Raw genomic sequence first — 19,319 nt, forward strand, 5'->3', positions numbered from 1 at the left:
CCGGGCACGACGAGGGCCACCGGATCACCGCTCCCGGTGGGAGCGCCTGCGCAGGCCGTACGTCAGCCAGGCCAGGCCGCCGAGCAGGGCGGCGCCGAGGGCGTAGTAGCCGACCGGGACGCCCTCGTCGGCGGGTCTGCCGGCCGCCGCCGGGTCCTGCGCGGAGACGGGGGCCGGGGCGGAGGGAGGCGCCGAGGCGGCGGGCCCGGTGGGCAGCGGGGCGGGCTCGGGGACCGGGTCGACCAGCTTTCCGACCGGGAGGACCTTGCCGCGGTTGGCGAAGCCCCAGTCGAGCAGGTCGGCGACCTCCTCCCAGAAGTAGCCGTCGTGACGCATGATCGACACGATGACGGTGTGGCCGTTGCGCTTGGCGGCGCCGACGAAGCTGCCCAGGGCCTTGGACGTCCAGCCGTTCTTGACGCCGATCATGCCCTTGTAGCGCCAGAGCAGCCTGTTGTGGTTGCCGATCTCGTAGTAGCCCTTGGGAGCCGGGAACTTATCGGTCTTTGTGCTGATATATCGACGAAAATCGGCGTTGGCCAGGCCGGCGCGGGCGATCAGCGCCAGGTCGTAGGCCGAGCTGCTCTGCCCCGGCTTGTCCAGCCCGCTCGGCGTCTTGGCCACCGTGTCGAACGCCTGCAGGCGCTTGGCCTCGGCGTTCATGTCCGCCAGGGTCGCGGCCAGGCCGCCGTTGGCCTCGGCCAGCGCCATCGCGCAGTCGTTGCCCGAGACGAGCATCAGCGCCTTGAACAGGTCCTCGACGGTGTAGAGGGGCTTGGGGACCAGGCCGACCGCGCTGCCCTCCTCGTTCACGGCACGCCTGCTCGGCGTGATCTTCCGGTCCTTGTCCAGCTTCGGGATCAGGGTGAGGGCGGTCAGCGCCTTCAGCGTGCTCGCGGGAAGGTAGCGCCCGTGGGCGTCCTTGGCGGCCAGCACCTCACCGCTCTCGGCGTCGGCGATCACGTACGACTTCGCGGCCGTCCTGGGAGGGGCCTTCACGCCCGCGGGGACGACGAGGCCCCGCCCCCCGAGCCGGGAACCGCCGACCGGCTCCCGCTCACGGCGCGCGCCCGGCCCCTTCGCCGAAACGGCGCCCGCGCGTGGACCCGGCGAACCGGCGCCCGTACGCGAATCCAGCGCGCCGGCGCCTGTCCGCGCGTCCGCGCGCAGGTCGAGCCGGCCGTTCGCGGGCGCGTCCGCGACCCGGGCCTGTGCGGGCGCGCCAAGGAGGGCGGTCGCCGCGAGCAGCACCCCAACGGGCGCGACATGTTTGATCCCCATGATGATCTCAGGGTAGCTTCGTACCGGTTCGCATGGAGTTACAGGTGCCCTGACCAGGTACGAACCACTCGGCGGAATACTGACATCATGCAAATAACGCGAAAGATGGCCGCTTTTCTGATCGGCCTTGCCGCTTTCATGATCTTCGAATGGATCACCCTTGGCTTCAACCTCGCGGACGGCCATCCGACGGCCTTCTACGTGGTCCACGGAATCCTGATCGCCGTCAACCTCGTGCTGGCGGCCGTGCTCGGCGTGATCGGCCTACGCTGTCTGGCGCAGCGTGGCCAGCGTCCTCCGGTGTAGCTCGGCGGCCTCCTCCGCGGAGTCGCCGATGCTGGTGAACCCGAGCTTGCCGTACTTCGGGATCCCGCCCAGCATGTGCAGCACGTTCCCGGTGCGGCGCTCGCGGTCGAAGCCCAGGCCCTCGTCGTGGACCAGCTTGACCACCTCACCCGGGGTGCGGCCCCGCAGGGCGGGCGCGGCGCAGTTGTCCGTCGCCACGTAGTACTTCGGCCGGCCCGCGTGCACGAGCGTGCCGGTCCCCGGGTCGTACGACGCGCCGGTGGTCAGGACCGCGGCGCCGAACGGGTGGGTGGTGCCGCCGATGCGCAGGTTGATCTCGCACATCAGCGTGCGATAGCCGCCGTCGGTCTTGACGGCGAAGAAGTCGATGCCGAACAGTCCCACCACGCCGCGGCCCGCGAGGATCCTGGCGATCCGCTCCGCGTGCGCGCCCAGCTCGGCCCGGTACTCCTGCCGGGCGGGGAAGGTGCAGCCCTGGTAGACGTCGCCGTTGGGGCCGCCGAGGATCTGCTCGTGGGTGGCGACCACGTCGTACACGCCGCCGGGGGTGATCCGTGCCAGCGCGCTGGGGGAGTACAGGGGCCGGTCCTCGATGAACTCCTCGATCACCGCTCCCCGCTCGGCGACCTTCTCGGCGAACGTCGTCCAGTTCTCGTCCGACGCGGAGAAACTCGTGGGACAGGAGGCGAGCGGCCGGTCGCCCTTGGTCACGATGGCGTTGCCGAGTCCCGAGTAGCTGTTGTTGAGCTTGACCATCAGCTTGCTCGTGGGACCCATCGCGCGCGCGGCGTGCTCCACCTCGATCAGCGAGCGCAGGTCGCCGAAGCCCCTGACCAGCGGCACCCCGGCCTCGTCGCCGATCGTGCGTCCGCCGCTCTTGGAACCCAGGTGGGCCAGGGCGGTGGCGGGGCCGTACACCGGCAGGGAGAGGATCCCGGCGAGGCGCTCCTCGTACTCGCTCACCACGAACGGCACCATCCAGGCGGCCCTGCCGTTGCCGCCGTTGCCGCCGTTGCCGCCGTCCCCGGCGGTGGCGTCGCCCTCCCGGTGGCCGCCGAGGGCGGCGCGGATGCGCGCGATCGCGTCCGGGCGGCGCAGCAGCGCCTCGGTGAGCGGATGCGTGTCGGGATCATCCAAACTGATCATCTGCAGGCGCGTGCGGGCCTCGTCGGGATCGTCGAGGAAACCCAGGTAGTAGTCCACGACCGCACTGTCCACCGGCGTCGAGGTGAGGTAGACGACCTCGACTTTCGGCTTCCTCAGGGTGAGGAGGAGAAACAGCAGCCGCTCCTCGTAGCAGAGGGGACCGGTGATCCTGCGCAGCTCATCCTGGGGAAGCGACAACGAGGGAAGGACCACCAGGGTCCCCTCGTCCGGTTCAAATATGCTCAAACGCGACTGCCTCTCCCCGAATGGGATGTTAGCGATCATGTGAGGAGTGAAACACGCATTCCTCCCGTTTGCATCACTCCGCCGGGTTCGATGACCGGCACCTGAGGTCACGTAAATTGCCAGGTCGGCGACGTTTGGAAATGGCCCGGGGGCTACCGCCTCCCGGATCCTCCACCCCCCTGCCTAGCCATCGTCTCATAGTCAATTTGGGCTATCTTTCCTGGTCCTTCCGGGTCGGAAGGTGTACGAGTGGGGCATGGGGCGACAAAACATTTGGCCTGGATGTCGGCGAGCTGCTCGGGGGGAGGGATAAAGTCGTTGTCATCGCCAACGCGACGGCTTCTCCGGGTCACCGGCCTGCCGTTTTCGCGTCGGTGACCGACCAGCCCGCGCTGATGCGGCCCGTGAGACCCCACTCCGGCCCGTCGGCGCGGCGATCGCTTTTTTTCGAGACTGCCTCATGGGTTTCGAGATCCTGGGCAGTGGCACGGTGCGTCGAGGATCCAGGCCCGCCGGCGCAGATGGGACGGTGAGCAATGCGGGGGCGTAATTTGCGGGGAGAACTCGACACGTTCCTCGCCGGTCGCGAGCAGGAACTGATCAACTTCCGTCGAGACCTGCACATGCATCCCGAGCTCGCGTTCGCCGAATACCGCACGACGCAGCGCGTCGCCGAGCGCCTGACCGCCGCGGGGCTGGTCCCCTCGGTGCTGCCGCGCGGCACCGGCCTGCTCTGCGACGTCGGCAGCGGCGACGGCCCGACCGTGGCGCTGCGGGCCGACATCGACGCGCTGCCCGTGCCGGACGAGAAGGACGTCTCCTACAGCTCGACGGTCCCCGGTGTGTGCCACGCCTGCGGCCACGACGTGCACACCGCGATCCTGCTCGGCACCTCGCTCTTCCTCGCCCAGCAGGCCGAGGCCGGTCTGCTGCCCGGCCGGGTCCGGCTGATCTTCCAGCCCGCCGAGGAGCTTCCCGGCGGCGCGCTGGAGGTGATGGCCTCGGGCGGCATCAGCGGCGTCGACCGCATCTTCGGCCTGCACTGCGACCCGCGGCTGGACGTCGGCAAGGTCGGCCTCAAGGCCGGTCCCATCACCTCGGCCTGCGACAGGGTCACGATCAGGGTGAGCGGTCCCGGCGGGCACACCGCCCGGCCGCACCTCACCGCCGACCTCGTCTTCGCGCTCGCCAAGATCCTCACCGAGCTGCCCGCCGCGCTCTCGCGCCGGATCGACCCCCGCTCCTCGCTCAGCCTGGTCTGGGGCCGGGTCGAGGCGGGCTCGGTGGCCAACGCCATCCCGGACGACGGCGTCGCCGAGGGCACCGTGCGCTGCCTGGACGAGGCGGCCTGGCACGCGGCCCCCGACATGATCAAGTCGCTGCTGGAGTCGGTCGCCGGCGCGTACGGCGTCGAGGCCGAGATGGACTACGTGCGCGGCGTGCCGCCGGTGGTCAACGACAAGGTCAGCGTGCAGATGCTGGCCGAGGCCGCCGAGGGCGTGCTCGGCGAGGGCGCTCCGGTGCCGACGGAGCAGAGCCTGGGCGGCGAGGACTTCGGCTGGTACCTGGAGTCCATTCCCGGCGCGTTCGCCAGGCTCGGCACCCGCGAGCCGGGGTCGGCGCACCTGGCCGACATCCACCAGGGCACCTTCGACGTGGACGAGACCGCCATCGGCGCCGGGGTGCGTTTCCTGGCGGCGACCGCGCTGACGGCCCTGTGGGAGGGGCAGCGTCCCATCGCGGGCGAGCCGCTCATGGCCCTGAACGCCGACAACTAGTCAATTCTGACATCTAGTCAGCTGAAAAGTCCGGACATATCCTGAGGAGCCGGTCGATGATCCCCGAAGACGATCGTCGACCGCCGGACAGGAGTGCCAACGCCAGGCTGCGGCGGCCATCCAGGGCTACCGGCGGGTAGTCCCGCCCCGCTTCCCGGGTCACAAGGTGGCGTGAGCTGGATAACGGACCTGTTGCGGACTTGTGTGCTGGTTTGGTCAACCCTGATGGACCAACTATCTTCCGTGCAGGGTTGCCGTGCGTCTCTTCGCGCGTGCACTGAAACGCGAAGGGAGTCCATCTTGCTTCAGAACCGATTCGGCAAGCTGGCCGCGACCGCACTGGCGGGCAGCATGCTCATGGGAGCTGCCGCGTGTGGTGGAAGCGAGGAACCGGCCACGTCGGCTCAGCCGAGCGGGGCCGCCAGCAGTGCGGCGCCGGCCGCGACGGGACCGAAGGTCGGTCTCGCCTACGACATCGGCGGGCGTGGCGACCAGTCGTTCAACGACTCCGCGGCGGCGGGCATCGACAAGGCCAAGGCCGAGCTGGGCCTGGCCGAGGTCAGCGAGCTGGAGGCCGGCAACGGCGAGACCGAGGCGGCCAAGGAGGAGCGGCTCCGCCTGCTCGCCGACGGCGGCTTCAACCCGATCATCGCCGTGGGCTTCGCGTACTCCAACCCGGTCAAGAAGGTCGCGACCGAGTTCCCCGACGTCAAGTTCGCGATCGTCGACGACGCGGCGGCCGCCGCGCCCAACATCTCGAACCTGCTGTTCGCCGAGCACGAGGGTTCCTTCCTGGTCGGCGCCGCCGCGGCGCTGAAGAGCAAGAAGAACCACGTGGGCTTCGTCGGCGGCGTCCAGGTGCCGCTGATCAACAAGTTCGAGGCCGGATTCGCCGCGGGCGCCAAGGCGGTCAAGTCCGACGTGAAGATCGAGGTCAAGTACCTCACCCAGCCGCCGGACTTCACCGGCTTCAGCGACCCGGCCAAGGGCAAGACCGCGGCCGAGGGCATGTTCGACGCGGGTGCCGACGTGGTCTACCAGGCCGCGGGCGGCTCCGGTGGCGGCGTGTTCGAGGCGGCCAAGGCCGCCAAGGGCCTGGCCATCGGCGTCGACTCCGACCAGGCGAAGACCGCCGCCCCCGAGCTGCAGAGCGTCATCGCGACCTCGATGCTCAAGAAGGTCGACGTCGCCGTCTTCGACTTCCTGAAGAGCTTCACCACCAACTCCGTGAAGTCGGGCAGCACGATCTACGACCTCAAGGCCAACGGCGTCGACTACTCCACCACCGGTGGCCAGGTCGACGACATCAAGGCCAAGCTCGACGAGTACAAGCAGAAGATCATCTCCGGCGAGATCACCGTTCCGGACAAGACCTCCTGACCTGGTACTAATGAGGGGCCCGGTGGACATTTCCCCCGGGCCCTTTGTCCTCTCTGACCACCACGTTCCGTATCGGGGCATCCGTACGGAGGAGGCCGTCATCAGCACCTCGGCACCGGCCGTCGAGCTCGAGGGAATCACCAAACGATTCCCCGGCGTCGTCGCCAACCGCGACATCTCCCTATCCGTACGGCAGGGGCACGTGCACGCCGTCGTCGGCGAGAACGGCGCGGGCAAGTCCACCCTCATGAAGATCCTGTACGGCATGCAACGCCCGGACGAGGGACGGATCCGCGTCAACGGCCAGGACGTGAGCTTCCGCTCCCCCGGGGAGGCGATCGCCGTGGGCATCGGCATGGTCCACCAGCACTTCATGCTGGCCGACAACCTGACCGTGCTGGAGAACGTGATCCTCGGCAGCGAGCCCCGCAAGGGCGGGATCGCCCTCGACTTCGGCGCCGCGCGAAAGAGGATCCGGGAGATCTCCGACTCCTACGGCCTCGGCATCGACCCCGACGTCACCGTCGAGGACCTGGGCGTCGGGGCCCGCCAGCGGGTGGAGATCCTCAAGGTCCTCTACCGGGGCGCCCGGATCCTCATCCTGGACGAGCCGACCGCCGTGCTCGTGCCGCAGGAGGTCGACGAGCTCTTCGCCAACCTGCGAGAGCTGGTCCGCGAGGGCCTGACGATCATCTTCATCTCGCACAAGCTGGACGAGGTGCTCTCGGTCGCCGACGCCATCACCGTCATCCGGCGCGGCACGACCGTGGCCAGCGTGGATCCCAAGGACGTGACCGCCAGGCAGCTGGCCGAGCTGATGGTCGGCAGCGAGCTGCCCAGCCCGGAGACCCGCGAGTCCACCGTCACCGACGTGGTGGCGCTGTCGGTGCGCGGCCTGAACGTCCACTCGGCCGAGGACCGCTGCGTCGTGGACGGCGTCACCTTCGACATCCGCAAGGGCGAGGTGCTCGGCATCGCCGGGGTCGAGGGCAACGGCCAGGCCGAGCTGGTCGAGGCCATCATGGGCATGCGCGCGGCCGAGGGCGAGATCCGCCTCGGCGAGCACGACATCTCCGCCTGGACGACGCTGCGCCGCCGCGAGGCCGGCATCGGCTACATCCCCGAGGACCGTCACCGGCACGGCCTGCTGCTGGAGGCCCCGCTCTGGGAGAACCGGATCCTCGGCCACCAGACCCGGCGGCCCAACGTCAAGGGCCCCTGGATCGACCGCGCGGGAGCGCGCGAGGACACCCGGCGCATCGTCGAGGAGTACGACGTGCGGACCCCGGGCATCGACGTGGACGCCGCGGCCCTGTCCGGCGGCAACCAGCAGAAACTGATCGTCGGCCGGGAGATGAGCGGGGAGCCGGTCTTCCTGATCGCGTCCCACCCGACGCGCGGCGTCGACGTGGGCGCCCAGGCCGCGATCTGGGACCACCTGCGCGCGGCGCGCGCCGCGGGCCTGGCGGTCCTGCTGATCTCGGCCGACCTCGACGAGCTCATCGGCCTGTCGGACACCCTGAAGGTGATCCTGCGCGGCCGGATCGTCGCCGAGGTGGATCCCAAGGACGTGACACCCGAGCAGCTCGGTTCGGCCATGACGGGTGCTGGAGAGGCGGCATGAACACCCACGTAGCGCACACGCCCCCGGGGACGCGCGGATGAGCCAGGAAAGATCCACCTTCGCCGACCGGCTGCTCGGACGGGTCTCGCCGGCGGGGCTGCTCTCGCTCGCCGCCCCGCTCGTCGCCATCGTGTTCGCGGCGCTGATCACCATGGTCATCCTGGCGATCACCGGCGCCCCGCCGCTCGACACGCTGGTCGTCATGGGCGAGTACGGCATCCGGCCGCGCTCGATCGTGCTGACCCTGAACTACGCGACGACCTACTACCTGTCCGCGCTCGCGGTGGCGATCGGGTTCAGGATGAACCTCTTCAACATCGGCGTCGACGGCCAGTACCGCCTGGCGGCGCTCACCGCCGCGGCCGTCGGCGGCGCGGTCACCCTGCCCGCCCCCCTGCACGTCGCGCTGATCATGTTCGTCGCCGTGCTGGTCGGCGCGGGATGGGCGGCGATCGCCGGGCTGCTCAAGGTGCGGCGCGGGGTGAGCGAGGTCATCTCCACGATCATGCTGAACGCCATCGCCACCGCGCTCGGTGCCTGGCTGCTCAACAAGGAGCGCCTCGCGGTCGAGGTCGCGGGCAGCAACAACATCGGGACCAAGCCGATCGGCCCCTCCGGCCAGGTGCCCGGCATGGAGATCATCGCCGGCACCCAGACGAAGGTGTTCGGCCTGATCATCCTGTCGGTCGTGATGGGCGTCCTCTACCACGTGGTGATCAACCGGACCCGCTTCGGCTTCGACCTGCGCGCCACCGGCCGCTCGGAGACGGCCGCGGTGGCCAGCGGCGTCAACGTCAAGCGGATGATCCTCGTCTCGATGGTCCTGTCCGGCGCGATGGCGGGCCTGGTCGGCATGCCGCAACTGCTCGGCGCCTCCTACAGCTACAGCCTGGACTTCCCCACCGGGCTCGGTTTCACCGGCATCGCGATCGCGCTGCTCGGCCGCAACCACCCGGTCGGCATCGCGTTCGGCGCCCTGCTGTGGGCCTTCCTCGACACCTCCGCGGGCATCCTGCAGATCAAGAAGATCTCCCCGGACATCGTCACCATCATGCAGGGCACGATCGTGCTCTCGGTGATCATCGCCTACGAGCTGGTCCACCGTTACCAGATCTCCGCCGAGCAGCGCCGGGTGAGCCGCCAGCTGGCGGGCACCACCCCGACCAGGGAAGGAACGCCGGCATGAGCCAGGGAGCCCTCACCACGCCGGAGGCTCCCTTCGTGGAGCCGAAGACCCCCGCCCGCAGGTTCAGGGTCACCTGGCGGGTCCTGCTGCTCGCCCTCGGCGCGCTCGTCCTGCTGCTCTCGTTCGCGCGGACCGTCACCGGCGCCGTCGACCTCACCTCCGCGGGCGCGATCAACGCCTCCGTCGCGCTGGCCATCCCCATCGGCCTGGCCGGTCTGGGCGGCCTGTGGGCCGAGCGGGCCGGGGTGGTCAACATCGGCCTCGAAGGCATGATGATCCTGGGCACCTGGTGCGGCGCCTGGGGCGCGCTCCAGTTCGGCAACCCCTGGGCGGGCGTTCTCGCGGGCGCGATCGGCGGGGCGCTGGGCGGCCTGCTGCACGCGGTCGCCACCGTGACGTTCGGCGTCGACCACATCATCTCCGGTGTCGCGATCAACATCCTGGGCCTGGGCGTCACCCAGTTCCTGTCCAAGGTCACCTTCGCCGAGATGCCGGGCGGCGGCGACTCCCAGTCGCCCCCGGTGCCCAAGCCCGGCGTGGTGAGCGTGCCGTGGGTCGGGGATCCGCTCAGGACGCTGGAGGCCAAGCAGTGGTTCCTGCTGTCGGACGTCGCGGGCATCCTGCGCGGCCTGACCACGAACGTCTCGCTGCTGACGATCCTGGCGATCCTGCTCGTCCCGCTCTCGTACTACCTGCTGTGGCGTACGGCGTTCGGCCTGCGCCTGCGCTCCTGCGGGGAGAGCCCGGTGGCCGCGGAGTCGCTGGGCGTCAACGTCTACACCTACAAGTACATCGCGGTGCTCGTCTCCGGCGCCCTGGCGGGCCTGGGCGGCGCGTTCCTGGCGCAGGTGGCCGCCAGCGCCTACCGCGAGGGACAGACCGGCGGGCGCGGCTTCATCGGCCTCGCCGCCATGATCTTCGGTAACTGGCGGCCGGGAGGGCTGGCCGGGGGCGCCGTGCTGTTCGGCTACACCGACGCGCTCCAGCTGCGCAGGGGTGGCGAGTCGGTGCACGCGCTGCTGCTCGTGGTGACGATCCTGCTCGCCGCGGTCGCCGTCTACCAGCTCGTACGGCAGAACCGGACGCGGGCCGCGCTGATCACCGGGGTCGCGGCGGTCGCCGTGTTCGTGGTGTTCGCGCTGACCGACTCCGTCCCCTCGGAGTTCACCTCCGTCACCCCGCACATCACCACGCTGCTGGTGCTGTCGCTGGCGGCGCAGCGGCTCCGCCCGCCGGCCGCCGACGGCGTGCCGTACCGCAGGGGACAGGGCAAGTGACCATCACGCGGCACCTCACGAGCGGATCTGATTCGATGGGCACCGAGACGGGCAATGAGACGGGCGCCGAAGCGGGTGCCGAGACGGGTGGTGAGATGAGCACCGGGACGGGCATCGACTGGGCGGCGCTGAAGGCCGAGGCCGTGCGGGCCATGGGCCACGCCTACGCCCCCTACTCCAAGTTCCCGGTCGGTGCCGCCGCGCTGGTGGACGACGGGCGGATCGTGTCCGGCTGCAACGTCGAGAACGCCTCCTACGGCATCGGGCTGTGCGCCGAGTGCGGGCTGGTGTCCTCGCTGCAGGCCACCGGCGGCGGCCGTCTCGTCGCGTTCACCTGCGTCGACGGGCACGAGGAGCTCCTCATGCCGTGCGGCAGGTGCCGCCAGCTCCTGTACGAGTTCGGCGGCCCGGAACTGCTGCTGGAGACCATCGACGGCCCGAAGCCGATGGCGGAGATCCTTCCCTACGCCTTCGGGCCCGACGACCTGAGCCGGGGGGCCTGAGCATGGACGCGATCGACGTCATCGTCACCAAGAGGGACGGCAGGGAGCTGTCGGCGGAGCAGATCGACTGGGTGATCGACGCCTACACCAGGGGCGTCGTCGCCGACGAGCAGATGTCCGCGCTCGCGATGGCGATCCTGCTCAACGGCATGAACCGGCGGGAGATCGCCGAGTGGACCCAGGCCATGATCCGATCCGGGTCCAGGATGGACTGGTCGTCGCTGCCGGGGGCCACCACCGACAAGCACTCCACCGGCGGCGTCGGTGACAAGATCACGCTGCCGCTGGCGCCGCTGGTCGCCGCGTGCGGGGGGTACGTGCCCCAGCTGTCCGGCAGGGGGCTCGGCCACACCGGCGGCACCCTGGACAAGCTGGAGTCCATCCCCGGCTGGCGGGCGTCCCTGTCCAACGACGGGATGCTCGACGTGCTCGGCAAGGCCGGAGCGGTCATCTGCGCGGCCGGTGACGGCCTCGCCCCCGCCGACAAGAAGCTGTACGCGCTCCGCGACGTCACCGGCACCGTCGAGGCGATCCCGCTGATCGCCTCCTCGATCATGTCGAAGAAGATCGCGGAGGGCACCGGCGCGCTCGTCCTGGACGTCAAGGTCGGCTCCGGGGCCTTCATGAAGAACGTGGAGCAGGCCCGCGAGCTGGCCACGACCATGGTCGAGCTCGGCACCGACGCAGGGGTCAACACCGTCGCGCTGCTGACCGCGATGGACCGGCCGCTGGGCCGGGCCGTGGGCAACGCCCTGGAGGTCACCGAGTCGGTCGAGGTGCTCGCCGGAGGCGGGCCCGCCGACGTGGTCGAGCTGACCGTGCGGCTGGCGCGGGAGATGCTCCAGGCGGCGGGCCTGTCCGGGGGCAAGGACCCCGAGCGCGCCCTCGCGGACGGCTCGGCGATGGACGCCTGGCGCCGGATGATCGCCGCCCAGGGCGGCGACCCCGACGCCCTGCTGCCCAGGGCCGCCGAGACGATGGAGATCACCGTGCCCTCGTCCGGCGTGCTGTCCAGGCTCGACGCGTACGGCGTGGGCCTGGCGGCCTGGCGGCTCGGCGCGGGCCGGGAGCGCAAGGAGGACCCGGTGTCGTTCGGGGCGGGCATCGTGCTGCACGCCAAGCCGGGGGACCTGGTTCGCGCGGGGCAGCCGCTGATGACGCTGCACGCCGACGAGACCGCGCGCTTCGAGCGGGCGCTCGCCGCCCTGGAAGGCGCCTACACCGTCGGCGAGGCCGCCGACCCGGACCTGCTGCCCCTGGTGATAGACCGCGTCACCGCCTGACGCCGCCGGCCGGAACGCCCGCCCGGCCCGTCTGGCGGGCCGGGGCGCCCTTCCGTCTCGCCCGGCGGGCTAGCGGGCCGGGACGCCCTTCATGTCCGTCTCGCGGGCCGGGGCGCCCTTTTGCCCCGCGTGGCGGGCCGGTGAGCTTTGCTCCGCGTGGCGGGCCGGTGAGCCGAAGATCTCGCCGATCACGGCGCGGTGGGTGGGCAGGGCGGTCGCGTGGCGCTCGCGGCCGTCCTCGGTGATGCCGACGAAGATGCCGCGCCGGTCGTCCTCGCAGATGCGGCGGGTCACCAGGCCCGCCTTCTCCAGGCGGGCGATCAGCCGGGAGCAGGCGCTCTGGCTCAGATGGACCGCGTCGGCGATCTCCTGGACCCGGTATTTGCCCTGGCCGCCCTCGACCATCCGCTCCAGGACCTCGAACTCGCTCATGCCGAGCCGGTGCCGTTCGGAGAGCTCGCGTTCCAGCGCGCAGGCGGTCGTGGCGTACTTGGCGAGCGCCTCGCGCCACGCTCGGACCGGGTCCTCCTCGTTCATGCCGCGGATCGTACCATGCGTGAACATTAAATGCACAGACATTAAATGCTTTTGCATTAGATGTGCTTGCATGTATTGTCGGACGACATGACCTCTTCATCGACCTCGACGGCTCCACCCGATCCGTCGGTCGCACCTGTTCCAACCGCTTCACCTGCCGCTTCTGTTCCCCGGGTTCCACCGGTTCCGCCGGTCTCGCCGCCCGACGAGCGCTGGGGCGCGGGCCTGTGGGCCGCGCTCACCGTGCTCTGCGCCGTGGTCTTCCTCGACGCGCTCGACGTCTCGATGGTGGGGGTCGCCCTGCCGTCCATCCAGGCGGACCTGGGACTGTCCACGTCCTCCCTGCAGTGGGTGGTCAGCGGCTACGTGCTCGGCTACGGCGGGCTGCTCCTCCTCGGCGGCCGGACCGCCGACCTGCTCGGGCGTCGCAGGGTCTTCCTGGTCGCCCTCGCGGTCTTCGCCGTGGCCTCGCTCCTCGGCGGCCTCGTCAACGACGGCACGCTGCTGATCGCGGCCCGCTTCGTCAAGGGCGTCAGCGCCGCCTTCACCGCGCCCGCCGCGCTCTCCATCATCACCACGACCTTCGCCGAGGGACCTGCCCGCAACAGGGCTCTCAGCGTCTTCACCGCCTCCGGCGCCAGCGGGTTCTCCCTGGGCCTGGTCATCTCCGGATTCCTGACCGAGCTCGGCTGGCGCTGGACGTTCCTCATGCCCGTCCCCGTCGCGATCATCGCGCTGGTCGCGGCCCTGAAGTTCCTCCCCAAACATCGGGAGGAGCGCGCCGAGGGCGGCCACGACCTCATCGGCGCCGTCACCATCACCGGCTCCATGCTGCTGCTCGTCTACGCCGTGGTGGAGGCGCCCGGCGCGGGCTGGGGCTCGCCGCGCACGATCGCCTCGCTGCTGGGAGCCGCCCTGCTGCTGGCCGTCTTCGTCCTCACCGAGCAGCGCGTCAAGCACCCGCTGGTACGCCTCGGCATCCTGCGCTCCGGTCCGATCGTCCGCGCCAATCTGGGGCTCGTGATCCTGTTCGGCTCCTACGTCGGCTTCCAGTTCGTCGCCATGCAGTACTTCCAGAACTTCCTGCACTGGTCGGCCCTGGAGACCGCGCTGGCCTTCCTGCCCGCCGGCCTCCTGGTGGCGGTGACATCCACCAGGATGGGCAAGCTGGCCGACCGGTTCGGCACCGCCCGGCTGATCGTGATCGGCTCGGCCGCGCTGGCCGCCGGGTACGCGTTCTTCCTCCGGATCAACGGCGAGCCCAGCCTGGCCACGCTGATCATCCCCGGCATGGTCCTGCTGGGCATCGCGTTCGCCCTGTCCTTCCCCTCGCTGAACATCCAGGCCACCAACGGGGTGGCCGACGACGAGCAGGGACTGGCCTCGGGACTGCTCAACACCTCGGGACAGGTCGGCGGGGCGGTCGTGCTGGCCGTCGTGACGGCCGTCCTCACCTCGGGTACGGGCGCCGACCCGATCGGTTCCTTCCGTGCCGCGATCACGGTCTCGGGGATCCTCGCCGTGATCGGCCTGCTGATCGCCCTCACCGGCCTCCGCGCCCGCCGCACGTCCGCCGCGGCCGAGGGGGAGAGGGGGAGGGAGAAGGCGCTCGAGACCGTCTAGGTCCGGCGCGCCGCTCGCGTCGCCGTCCCGTACGGGGACGGGGACGGGGACGCGAGCCCCGCGGGAGGCGAGGAGGGGCCGCCGCCGGATACCGGGGCCCGGCGGCGGCCCTCCTCGCGACCCGCGGCACTCCCCGCCACGACCGGGGTGCTTGACTCTCCCCTCGACAAGGTGTCACGATCCGGCCAGGGCGCATGTGGACGGCCGGGAGGTGAACCTCTCCGGAGACCTGAGCATCTAACGGGGCAGGAGGCTCACCATGAACCGCACCCTCGTTTCCCTCGCGCTCGTCCCCCCGTTCCTGCTCGCGGTCGGCTGTGGCTCGACCACGCAGACCGCAACCCCGTCCCCGGCGGGCCCGGTGACCACGGCCCCGGCCCCGGTGGATCCGGCGACCACGCCGCCCCCCACGCCCTCCGCCGTCGCGGCCGGGCTGCTCCCTCCGACGAGCACCAAGGAGATCGAGGTCGACCGCCCCATCGACACCCAGCCGACCGTCACCGGAGCCCGGTTCGGGGAGCACCAGGGGTTCGACCGGGTGGTGATCGACCTCAAGGGCGACCTGCCCGGCTACACCGCGCGGTGGGTGCCCAAGCTCATCCAGGACGGCTCGGGAGATCCGGTCGACGTCAAGGGCGGGGCCTACCTGCAACTGACGATCACCCCGGCCGTCGCGCACACCGAGGCGGGCGAGTCCACCTGGACGGGCGGCCCGATCTTCCAGGCCAAGCTGGGCAACGTCCAGAACGTGGTCAAGACAGGCGACTTCGAGGGCGTGGTGAGCGTGGGCGTCGTCCTCGACCGCAAGGCGCCGTTCCGGGTGCTGGAGCAGAAGAGCCCGAACCGGCTGGTCATCGACATCGCGCACTAGTCACGTGCCGGGTGGCGCACCGGGAGCGCCGAGGGCGCCGAGAGGAGCCATCTCCCCGAGACCGGTGACAGACTGGTCCGATGGTACGCAAAATCGATAGTGCGACACGGATTCCCGTGCCGGGTGGCAAGACGATCGACGAATACGTCGGTCTTGCCAACACCGGTGACGCCGGGATCTCGATCGCGCACATGAAGGCCCCGGCAGGGTGGGACGAGCCCGCCCAGACACCGGAGTTCGCCGAGTACACGCTGGTGCTCAAGGGCACCGTCATCGTGGAGCACGACGGAGGCACGAGCGAGATCGGCGCCGGGCAGGTGTTCGTGTGCGAGCCGGGGGAGCGGATCCGCTACAGATCCGGCCCCGACGGCGCCGAGTACGTCGCCGTCTGCCTGCCCGCCTTCTCCCCGGAGACCGTCAACCGCGACGACGAGTGACGGGACGACGCGTGACAGGATGACGAGTCACGACCGGAGACGACCGGTGACGGCTCGTCACACACCGATCCCGGCGTCTCCGTGCCGGGATCGGCGCGACGTCCCCTCAGGAGGGGACACCCGTGTGAACATCCCGAGGCCGGGCCGTGGCGGCGTCTCCGCGCGGGCCGGCCGGTCAGGCCCCTGACGGTAAGGTTGCGAAATGAGTCAGCTACCCACTTTCGAGCAGATCCGCCTGGCTCCGAAGGTGTTGCTCCACGACCACCTCGACGGTGGCCTGCGGCCGGAGACCATCATCGATCTGGCCCGCGAGTCGGGCTACGACAAATTGCCCGCGACCGAGACGGATAGCCTGCGCGCCTGGTTCAGGGAGTCCGCCGACTCGGGCTCGCTGGAACGCTACCTGGAGACCTTCGACCACACGGTCGGCGTCATGCAGACGCGAGAGGCGCTGGTCAGGGTAGCCGCCGAATGCGCGGAGGACCTGGCGGAGGACGGCGTCGTCTACGCCGAGGTGCGTTACGCGCCCGAGCAGCACACCTCCACGGGCCTGAGCCTCGAAGAGGTCATCGAGGCCGTGCAGGAGGGGTTCAACGCCGGCTCCAAGGGGCGGGGCATCCGGGTGGGCACCCTGCTCACCGCCATGCGCCACCAGGCCAGGTCCATGGAGATCGCCGAACTCGCGGTCCGCTACCGCGACGCGGGGGTGGTCGGGTTCGACATCGCCGGCGCGGAGGCGGGCTACCCTCCCACCCGCCATCTGGACGCCTTCGAATACCTCCAGCGGGAGAACGCCCACTTCACCATCCACGCGGGCGAGGCGTTCGGCCTGCCGTCGATCTGGCAGGCGATCCAGTGGTGCGGCGCCGACCGGCTCGGCCACGGCGTCCGGATCATCGACGACATCTCCGTCCAGAGCGACGGGGAGCCCAAGCTGGGCCGTCTGGCGGCCTACGTCCGCGACAAGCGCATCCCGCTGGAGATGTGCCCGACGTCCAACCTGCAGACCGGCGCGGCGGCCTCCATCGCCGAACACCCGATCGGCCTGCTGCGCCGCCTGAACTTCCGGGTCACGGTCAACACCGACAACCGGCTGATGAGCGGTACGTCCGTCTCCGAGGAGTTCGCCAAGCTGTCGGAGGCGTTCGGCTACGGCTGGGACGACATGCTGTGGTTCACCGTCAACGCCATGAAGTCCGCGTTCCTGCCGTTCGACGAGCGCCTGTCGCTCATCAACGGCGTCATCAAGCCCGGTTTCGCGCGCCTCAAGTGGCAGGCGTGACCGGGCTCGTACGAGTGAAGTGAGCTCTTTCCGATGAAGCAGGTGTTCCGCTCCACCCTCGCGACGGTCGTCGGCTGGGTCTGGATGGCCTTCGCCGCGTTCAACGCGGTCGACCTGATCGCCCGCTACAGCGGGCAGGCGTCGATGGTCGCCGCGGCGGTGCTGGGGGTGCTGACCGCGCTGGTCTTCGCCACCTGCCTGCGCCCGGCGGTCATCCTGTCCGAGGACGGCGTCCGGGTCCGCAACCCGCTGAGGAACACCTTCGTGCCCTGGCGGGCCGTGGACGAGGTCACGGTCTCCCACTCGATCACGATCACCTCCGGCGGTGAGAGGGTCCGCTGCTGGGTGCCGCAGGCCTCGGCCCGCGAGCGGGCGGCGGCCGCGCGCAGGGGGCGGTCCGCGTCCGCGCCCGTGCCCGCGCGGGGCCGTTTCAGGACCGAGCCGGTCCGCTCGAAGGGCGAGCGGGCCGCCGCCGAGGCGCTGGCGGGAAAGACCCACGCCGACTGGGTGGCCGAGCAGATCACCGAACGCGCGGAAGCCGCCGGGCGCGCGGCCTCGATGACCGAGGCCTCGAAGGCGACCGGGGCTTCGACGGCGACCGGGACTCCGGCGGAGCCCGAGGCCGGGACCGCTGCCGGGGTCGGGACGGGCGCCGGTACCGGGACGGGGGCCGGCGCGCTCAAGGTGACCTGGGCGCCGAGCGCCCTGGCGGCCTTCGCGGCCGCGGCCCTGCTGGTGGTCGCCGCCTTCCTCGCCTGATCGTGGCCGGCCGCCGAGGGTGCCCCCCGCGGCCGTGCCGGTGATCGTGGCCGGCCGCCGGCCGGGCACCGGGCCCCGCCGGCCGTGCCGCAGGCGCCTTCTCGCGCCGGTTCCGGCAGGTCAGAGGCCGAGTGCCTCGGCGAGGTCGGCCTTCAGGGCGTCGAGATCCCGTACGGCCGTCGCGCGGGCGGCGGAGACCTCGCCGGTCACCGGGACCACGACCTCCAGGTAGCACTTGAGCTTGGGCTCGGTGCCCGAGGGGCGGACGACGACCCGGGCGCCTCCGGCCAGGTGGTAGCGGACGCCGTCGGTGGGCGGCAGCCCGCCCGCGCCGAGGCTCAGGTCGTCGGCCGCCTCGACCTCGCGACCGCCGAGCCGCGCGGGCGGCGTGGCCCGCAGGCGGGCCATGGCCCCGGTGATCAGCGACAGGTCGGCCACCCGGAACGACAGCTGGGACGTGGCGTGCAGGCCGTGACGGCGTGCCAGGTCGTCCAGGAGGTCGAGCAGGCCGCGGCCCTCCAGCTTGGCCCGCGCGGCGATCCCGGCCACGGTCAGTGCCGCGCCGATGCCGTCCTTGTCGTGCACGGGCAGTCCGAGGTCGGAGCCGACGCTGTATCCCAGCGCCTCCTCGTACCCGAACAGCAGGCCCTCCCCGGCCTTCATGATCCACTTGAAGCCGGTCAGGGTCTCGGCGTAGCGCACCCCGTACCCGGCGGCGATCTTGCCGAGCAGGGACGAGGACACGATGGTGGTCGCCACCAGACGGCCGTCGCCCGAGGTCTGCCGGATCACGTGTTCGCCCAGCAGGGCGCCCACCTCGTCGCCGGTCAGCATCCGGTAGCCGCCGCCGGGCAGCGGCACGCCCACCGCGCAACGGTCCGCGTCGGGGTCGTTGGCCAGGATCAGGTCGGCGCCGACCCGCTCCGCGAGCTCCAGCGCGAGGTCCATCGCGCCGGGCTCCTCCGGGTTGGGGAAGGCGACGGTGGGGAAGTCGGGATCGGGCTCGGCCTGCGCCCCGACGATCGCGGGCGCGTCGAACCCGGCGGCGGTGAAGGCCCTGACCAGGGTGTCGCCGCCCACGCCGTGCAGCGGGGTGTACGCCACCCGCAGCTCCCGTGCGCCGCCGATCGGGAGCGCGGTCACCGCCTCCAGGTAGGCGGCCACGATGCCGTCGTCCAGCTCGCTCCAGGCCGGGTCGCCGGGGGAGCCGAGGGGCAGCCCGGAGACCGGCCCCGTCGCGTCGATGGCGGCGGAGATCTCCGCGTCCACCGGCGGCACGATCTGGGAGCCGTCGCCCCAGTAGACCTTGTAGCCGTTGTCGCGGGGCGGGTTGTGGCTGGCGGTGACGGTCACGCCCGCGTCGGCGCCGAGGTGGCGGACGGCGAAGGCCAGCACCGGGGTGGGCAGCGGACCGGGGAGGAGCGAGGCGCGCAGCCCGGCCCCGGTGAGCACGGCCGCGGTGTCGCGGGCGAAGGCGTCCGACTTGTGCCGGGCGTCGTAGCCGATCACGACGTGTCTGCCGGGACCGAGAACGCGGGCCAGCCCGGCGGCGGCGCGCATGACCGTCACCCGGTTCATCCGGTTGGGACCGGCTCCCAGCTCGCCCCGGAGCCCGGCGGTGCCGAACTCCAGCCTGGAGCCGAACCGCTCGCGCAGCGCGTCGCCGTCGCCGCTCTCCAGCAGCTTCTCCAGCTCCGCGCGCGTGTCGGGGTCGGGGTCCTGGGCCAGCCAGGAACGGGCGAGCCCTGCGAGATCGCTGCTCATCGTCACCTCTCGGGGCCGGGGCCCGTCCGCTCGCCG

Annotated in this window: 17 protein-coding genes; 13 read left to right on the forward strand and 4 right to left on the reverse strand. The window is 71.1% G+C overall.

Features of this window, described 5'->3' with window-relative positions; genetic code table 11:
• Positions 1–24 precede the first annotated feature (24 nt).
• The gene (locus tag ACVCAG_RS38460) at positions 25–1,281 is read right to left on the reverse strand and encodes a D-alanyl-D-alanine carboxypeptidase family protein (RefSeq protein WP_440087912.1); all 1,257 of its coding nucleotides are present in this window, start codon (positions 1,279–1,281) and stop codon (positions 25–27) included.
• Between the two features lie 105 nt (positions 1,282–1,386).
• On the opposite strand from ACVCAG_RS38460, the gene ACVCAG_RS38465 reads away from it, so the two are divergent.
• Positions 1,387–1,587, forward strand: a complete 201-nt coding sequence (locus tag ACVCAG_RS38465) for an SCO4848 family membrane protein (protein ID WP_440087913.1) — start codon at positions 1,387–1,389, stop codon at positions 1,585–1,587.
• Here ACVCAG_RS38465 and ACVCAG_RS38470 read toward each other — a convergent pair.
• Positions 1,546–2,979, reverse strand: coding sequence for a peptide ligase PGM1-related protein (locus ACVCAG_RS38470; RefSeq protein WP_440087914.1), 1,434 nt, complete (start codon positions 2,977–2,979; stop codon positions 1,546–1,548). The two genes, ACVCAG_RS38465 and ACVCAG_RS38470, sit on opposite strands and share 42 nt — an antisense overlap.
• Before the next feature lie 536 nt (positions 2,980–3,515).
• Here ACVCAG_RS38470 and ACVCAG_RS38475 point away from each other — a divergent pair.
• From ACVCAG_RS38475 to ACVCAG_RS38505, 7 genes are all read left to right on the forward strand, one after another.
• Entirely contained in the window at positions 3,516–4,757 is a 1,242-nt protein-coding gene (locus ACVCAG_RS38475; protein ID WP_440087915.1) for a M20 family metallopeptidase, read from the forward strand.
• 300 nt (positions 4,758–5,057) lie between these two features.
• Complete coding sequence (locus ACVCAG_RS38480; protein ID WP_440072578.1) at positions 5,058–6,137, forward strand: BMP family ABC transporter substrate-binding protein; 1,080 nt, start codon at positions 5,058–5,060, stop codon at positions 6,135–6,137.
• A gap of 100 nt (positions 6,138–6,237) precedes the next feature.
• Positions 6,238–7,761: an ATP-binding cassette domain-containing protein gene (locus ACVCAG_RS38485; protein ID WP_440087973.1), complete on the forward strand. Its 1,524-nt coding sequence runs from the start codon at positions 6,238–6,240 to the stop codon at positions 7,759–7,761.
• 37 nt (positions 7,762–7,798) lie between these two features.
• Positions 7,799–8,947, forward strand: a complete 1,149-nt coding sequence (locus tag ACVCAG_RS38490; RefSeq protein ID WP_440087916.1) for an ABC transporter permease subunit — start codon at positions 7,799–7,801, stop codon at positions 8,945–8,947.
• On the forward strand, positions 8,944–10,224 hold the full coding sequence (locus ACVCAG_RS38495; RefSeq protein WP_440087917.1) for an ABC transporter permease subunit: 1,281 nt from the start codon (positions 8,944–8,946) through the stop codon (positions 10,222–10,224). Before ACVCAG_RS38490 ends, ACVCAG_RS38495 begins: the two co-directional genes overlap by 4 nt.
• A 95-nt stretch (positions 10,225–10,319) precedes the next feature.
• Entirely contained in the window at positions 10,320–10,727 is a 408-nt protein-coding gene (locus ACVCAG_RS38500) for a cytidine deaminase (protein WP_362849937.1), read from the forward strand.
• A gap of 2 nt (positions 10,728–10,729) precedes the next feature.
• Entirely contained in the window at positions 10,730–12,010 is a 1,281-nt protein-coding gene (locus ACVCAG_RS38505) for a thymidine phosphorylase (protein ID WP_440087918.1), read from the forward strand.
• A 69-nt stretch (positions 12,011–12,079) separates the two neighbouring features.
• On the opposite strand, the gene ACVCAG_RS38510 is transcribed toward ACVCAG_RS38505, so the two are convergent.
• Entirely contained in the window at positions 12,080–12,547 is a 468-nt protein-coding gene (locus ACVCAG_RS38510; protein WP_440087919.1) for a MarR family transcriptional regulator, read from the reverse strand.
• An 87-nt stretch (positions 12,548–12,634) separates the two neighbouring features.
• On the opposite strand from ACVCAG_RS38510, the gene ACVCAG_RS38515 reads away from it, so the two are divergent.
• The 5 genes from ACVCAG_RS38515 to ACVCAG_RS38535 all read left to right on the forward strand — a co-directional run bounded on the left by ACVCAG_RS38515 (position 12,635) and on the right by ACVCAG_RS38535 (position 17,519).
• Entirely contained in the window at positions 12,635–14,170 is a 1,536-nt protein-coding gene (locus tag ACVCAG_RS38515) for an MFS transporter (protein ID WP_440087920.1), read from the forward strand.
• A 259-nt stretch (positions 14,171–14,429) separates the two neighbouring features.
• Positions 14,430–15,041, forward strand: coding sequence for an AMIN-like domain-containing (lipo)protein (locus ACVCAG_RS38520; protein WP_447191323.1), 612 nt, complete (start codon positions 14,430–14,432; stop codon positions 15,039–15,041).
• A 116-nt stretch (positions 15,042–15,157) separates the two neighbouring features.
• Positions 15,158–15,478, forward strand: coding sequence for an AraC family ligand binding domain-containing protein (locus tag ACVCAG_RS38525; protein WP_440087922.1), 321 nt, complete (start codon positions 15,158–15,160; stop codon positions 15,476–15,478).
• Between the two features lie 202 nt (positions 15,479–15,680).
• On the forward strand, positions 15,681–16,760 hold the full coding sequence (locus ACVCAG_RS38530; RefSeq protein WP_440087923.1) for an adenosine deaminase: 1,080 nt from the start codon (positions 15,681–15,683) through the stop codon (positions 16,758–16,760).
• 33 nt (positions 16,761–16,793) lie between these two features.
• On the forward strand, positions 16,794–17,519 hold the full coding sequence (locus ACVCAG_RS38535) for a PH domain-containing protein (protein WP_440087924.1): 726 nt from the start codon (positions 16,794–16,796) through the stop codon (positions 17,517–17,519).
• A 120-nt stretch (positions 17,520–17,639) separates the two neighbouring features.
• Here ACVCAG_RS38535 and ACVCAG_RS38540 read toward each other — a convergent pair whose 3' ends face one another.
• Positions 17,640–19,283 (reverse strand): phospho-sugar mutase, encoded by a 1,644-nt coding sequence (locus ACVCAG_RS38540; RefSeq protein WP_440087925.1) that lies wholly within the window; start codon positions 19,281–19,283, stop codon positions 17,640–17,642.
• Positions 19,284–19,319: the final 36 nt, after the last annotated feature.

This window comes from Streptosporangium sp. G12, from assembly GCF_052983175.1.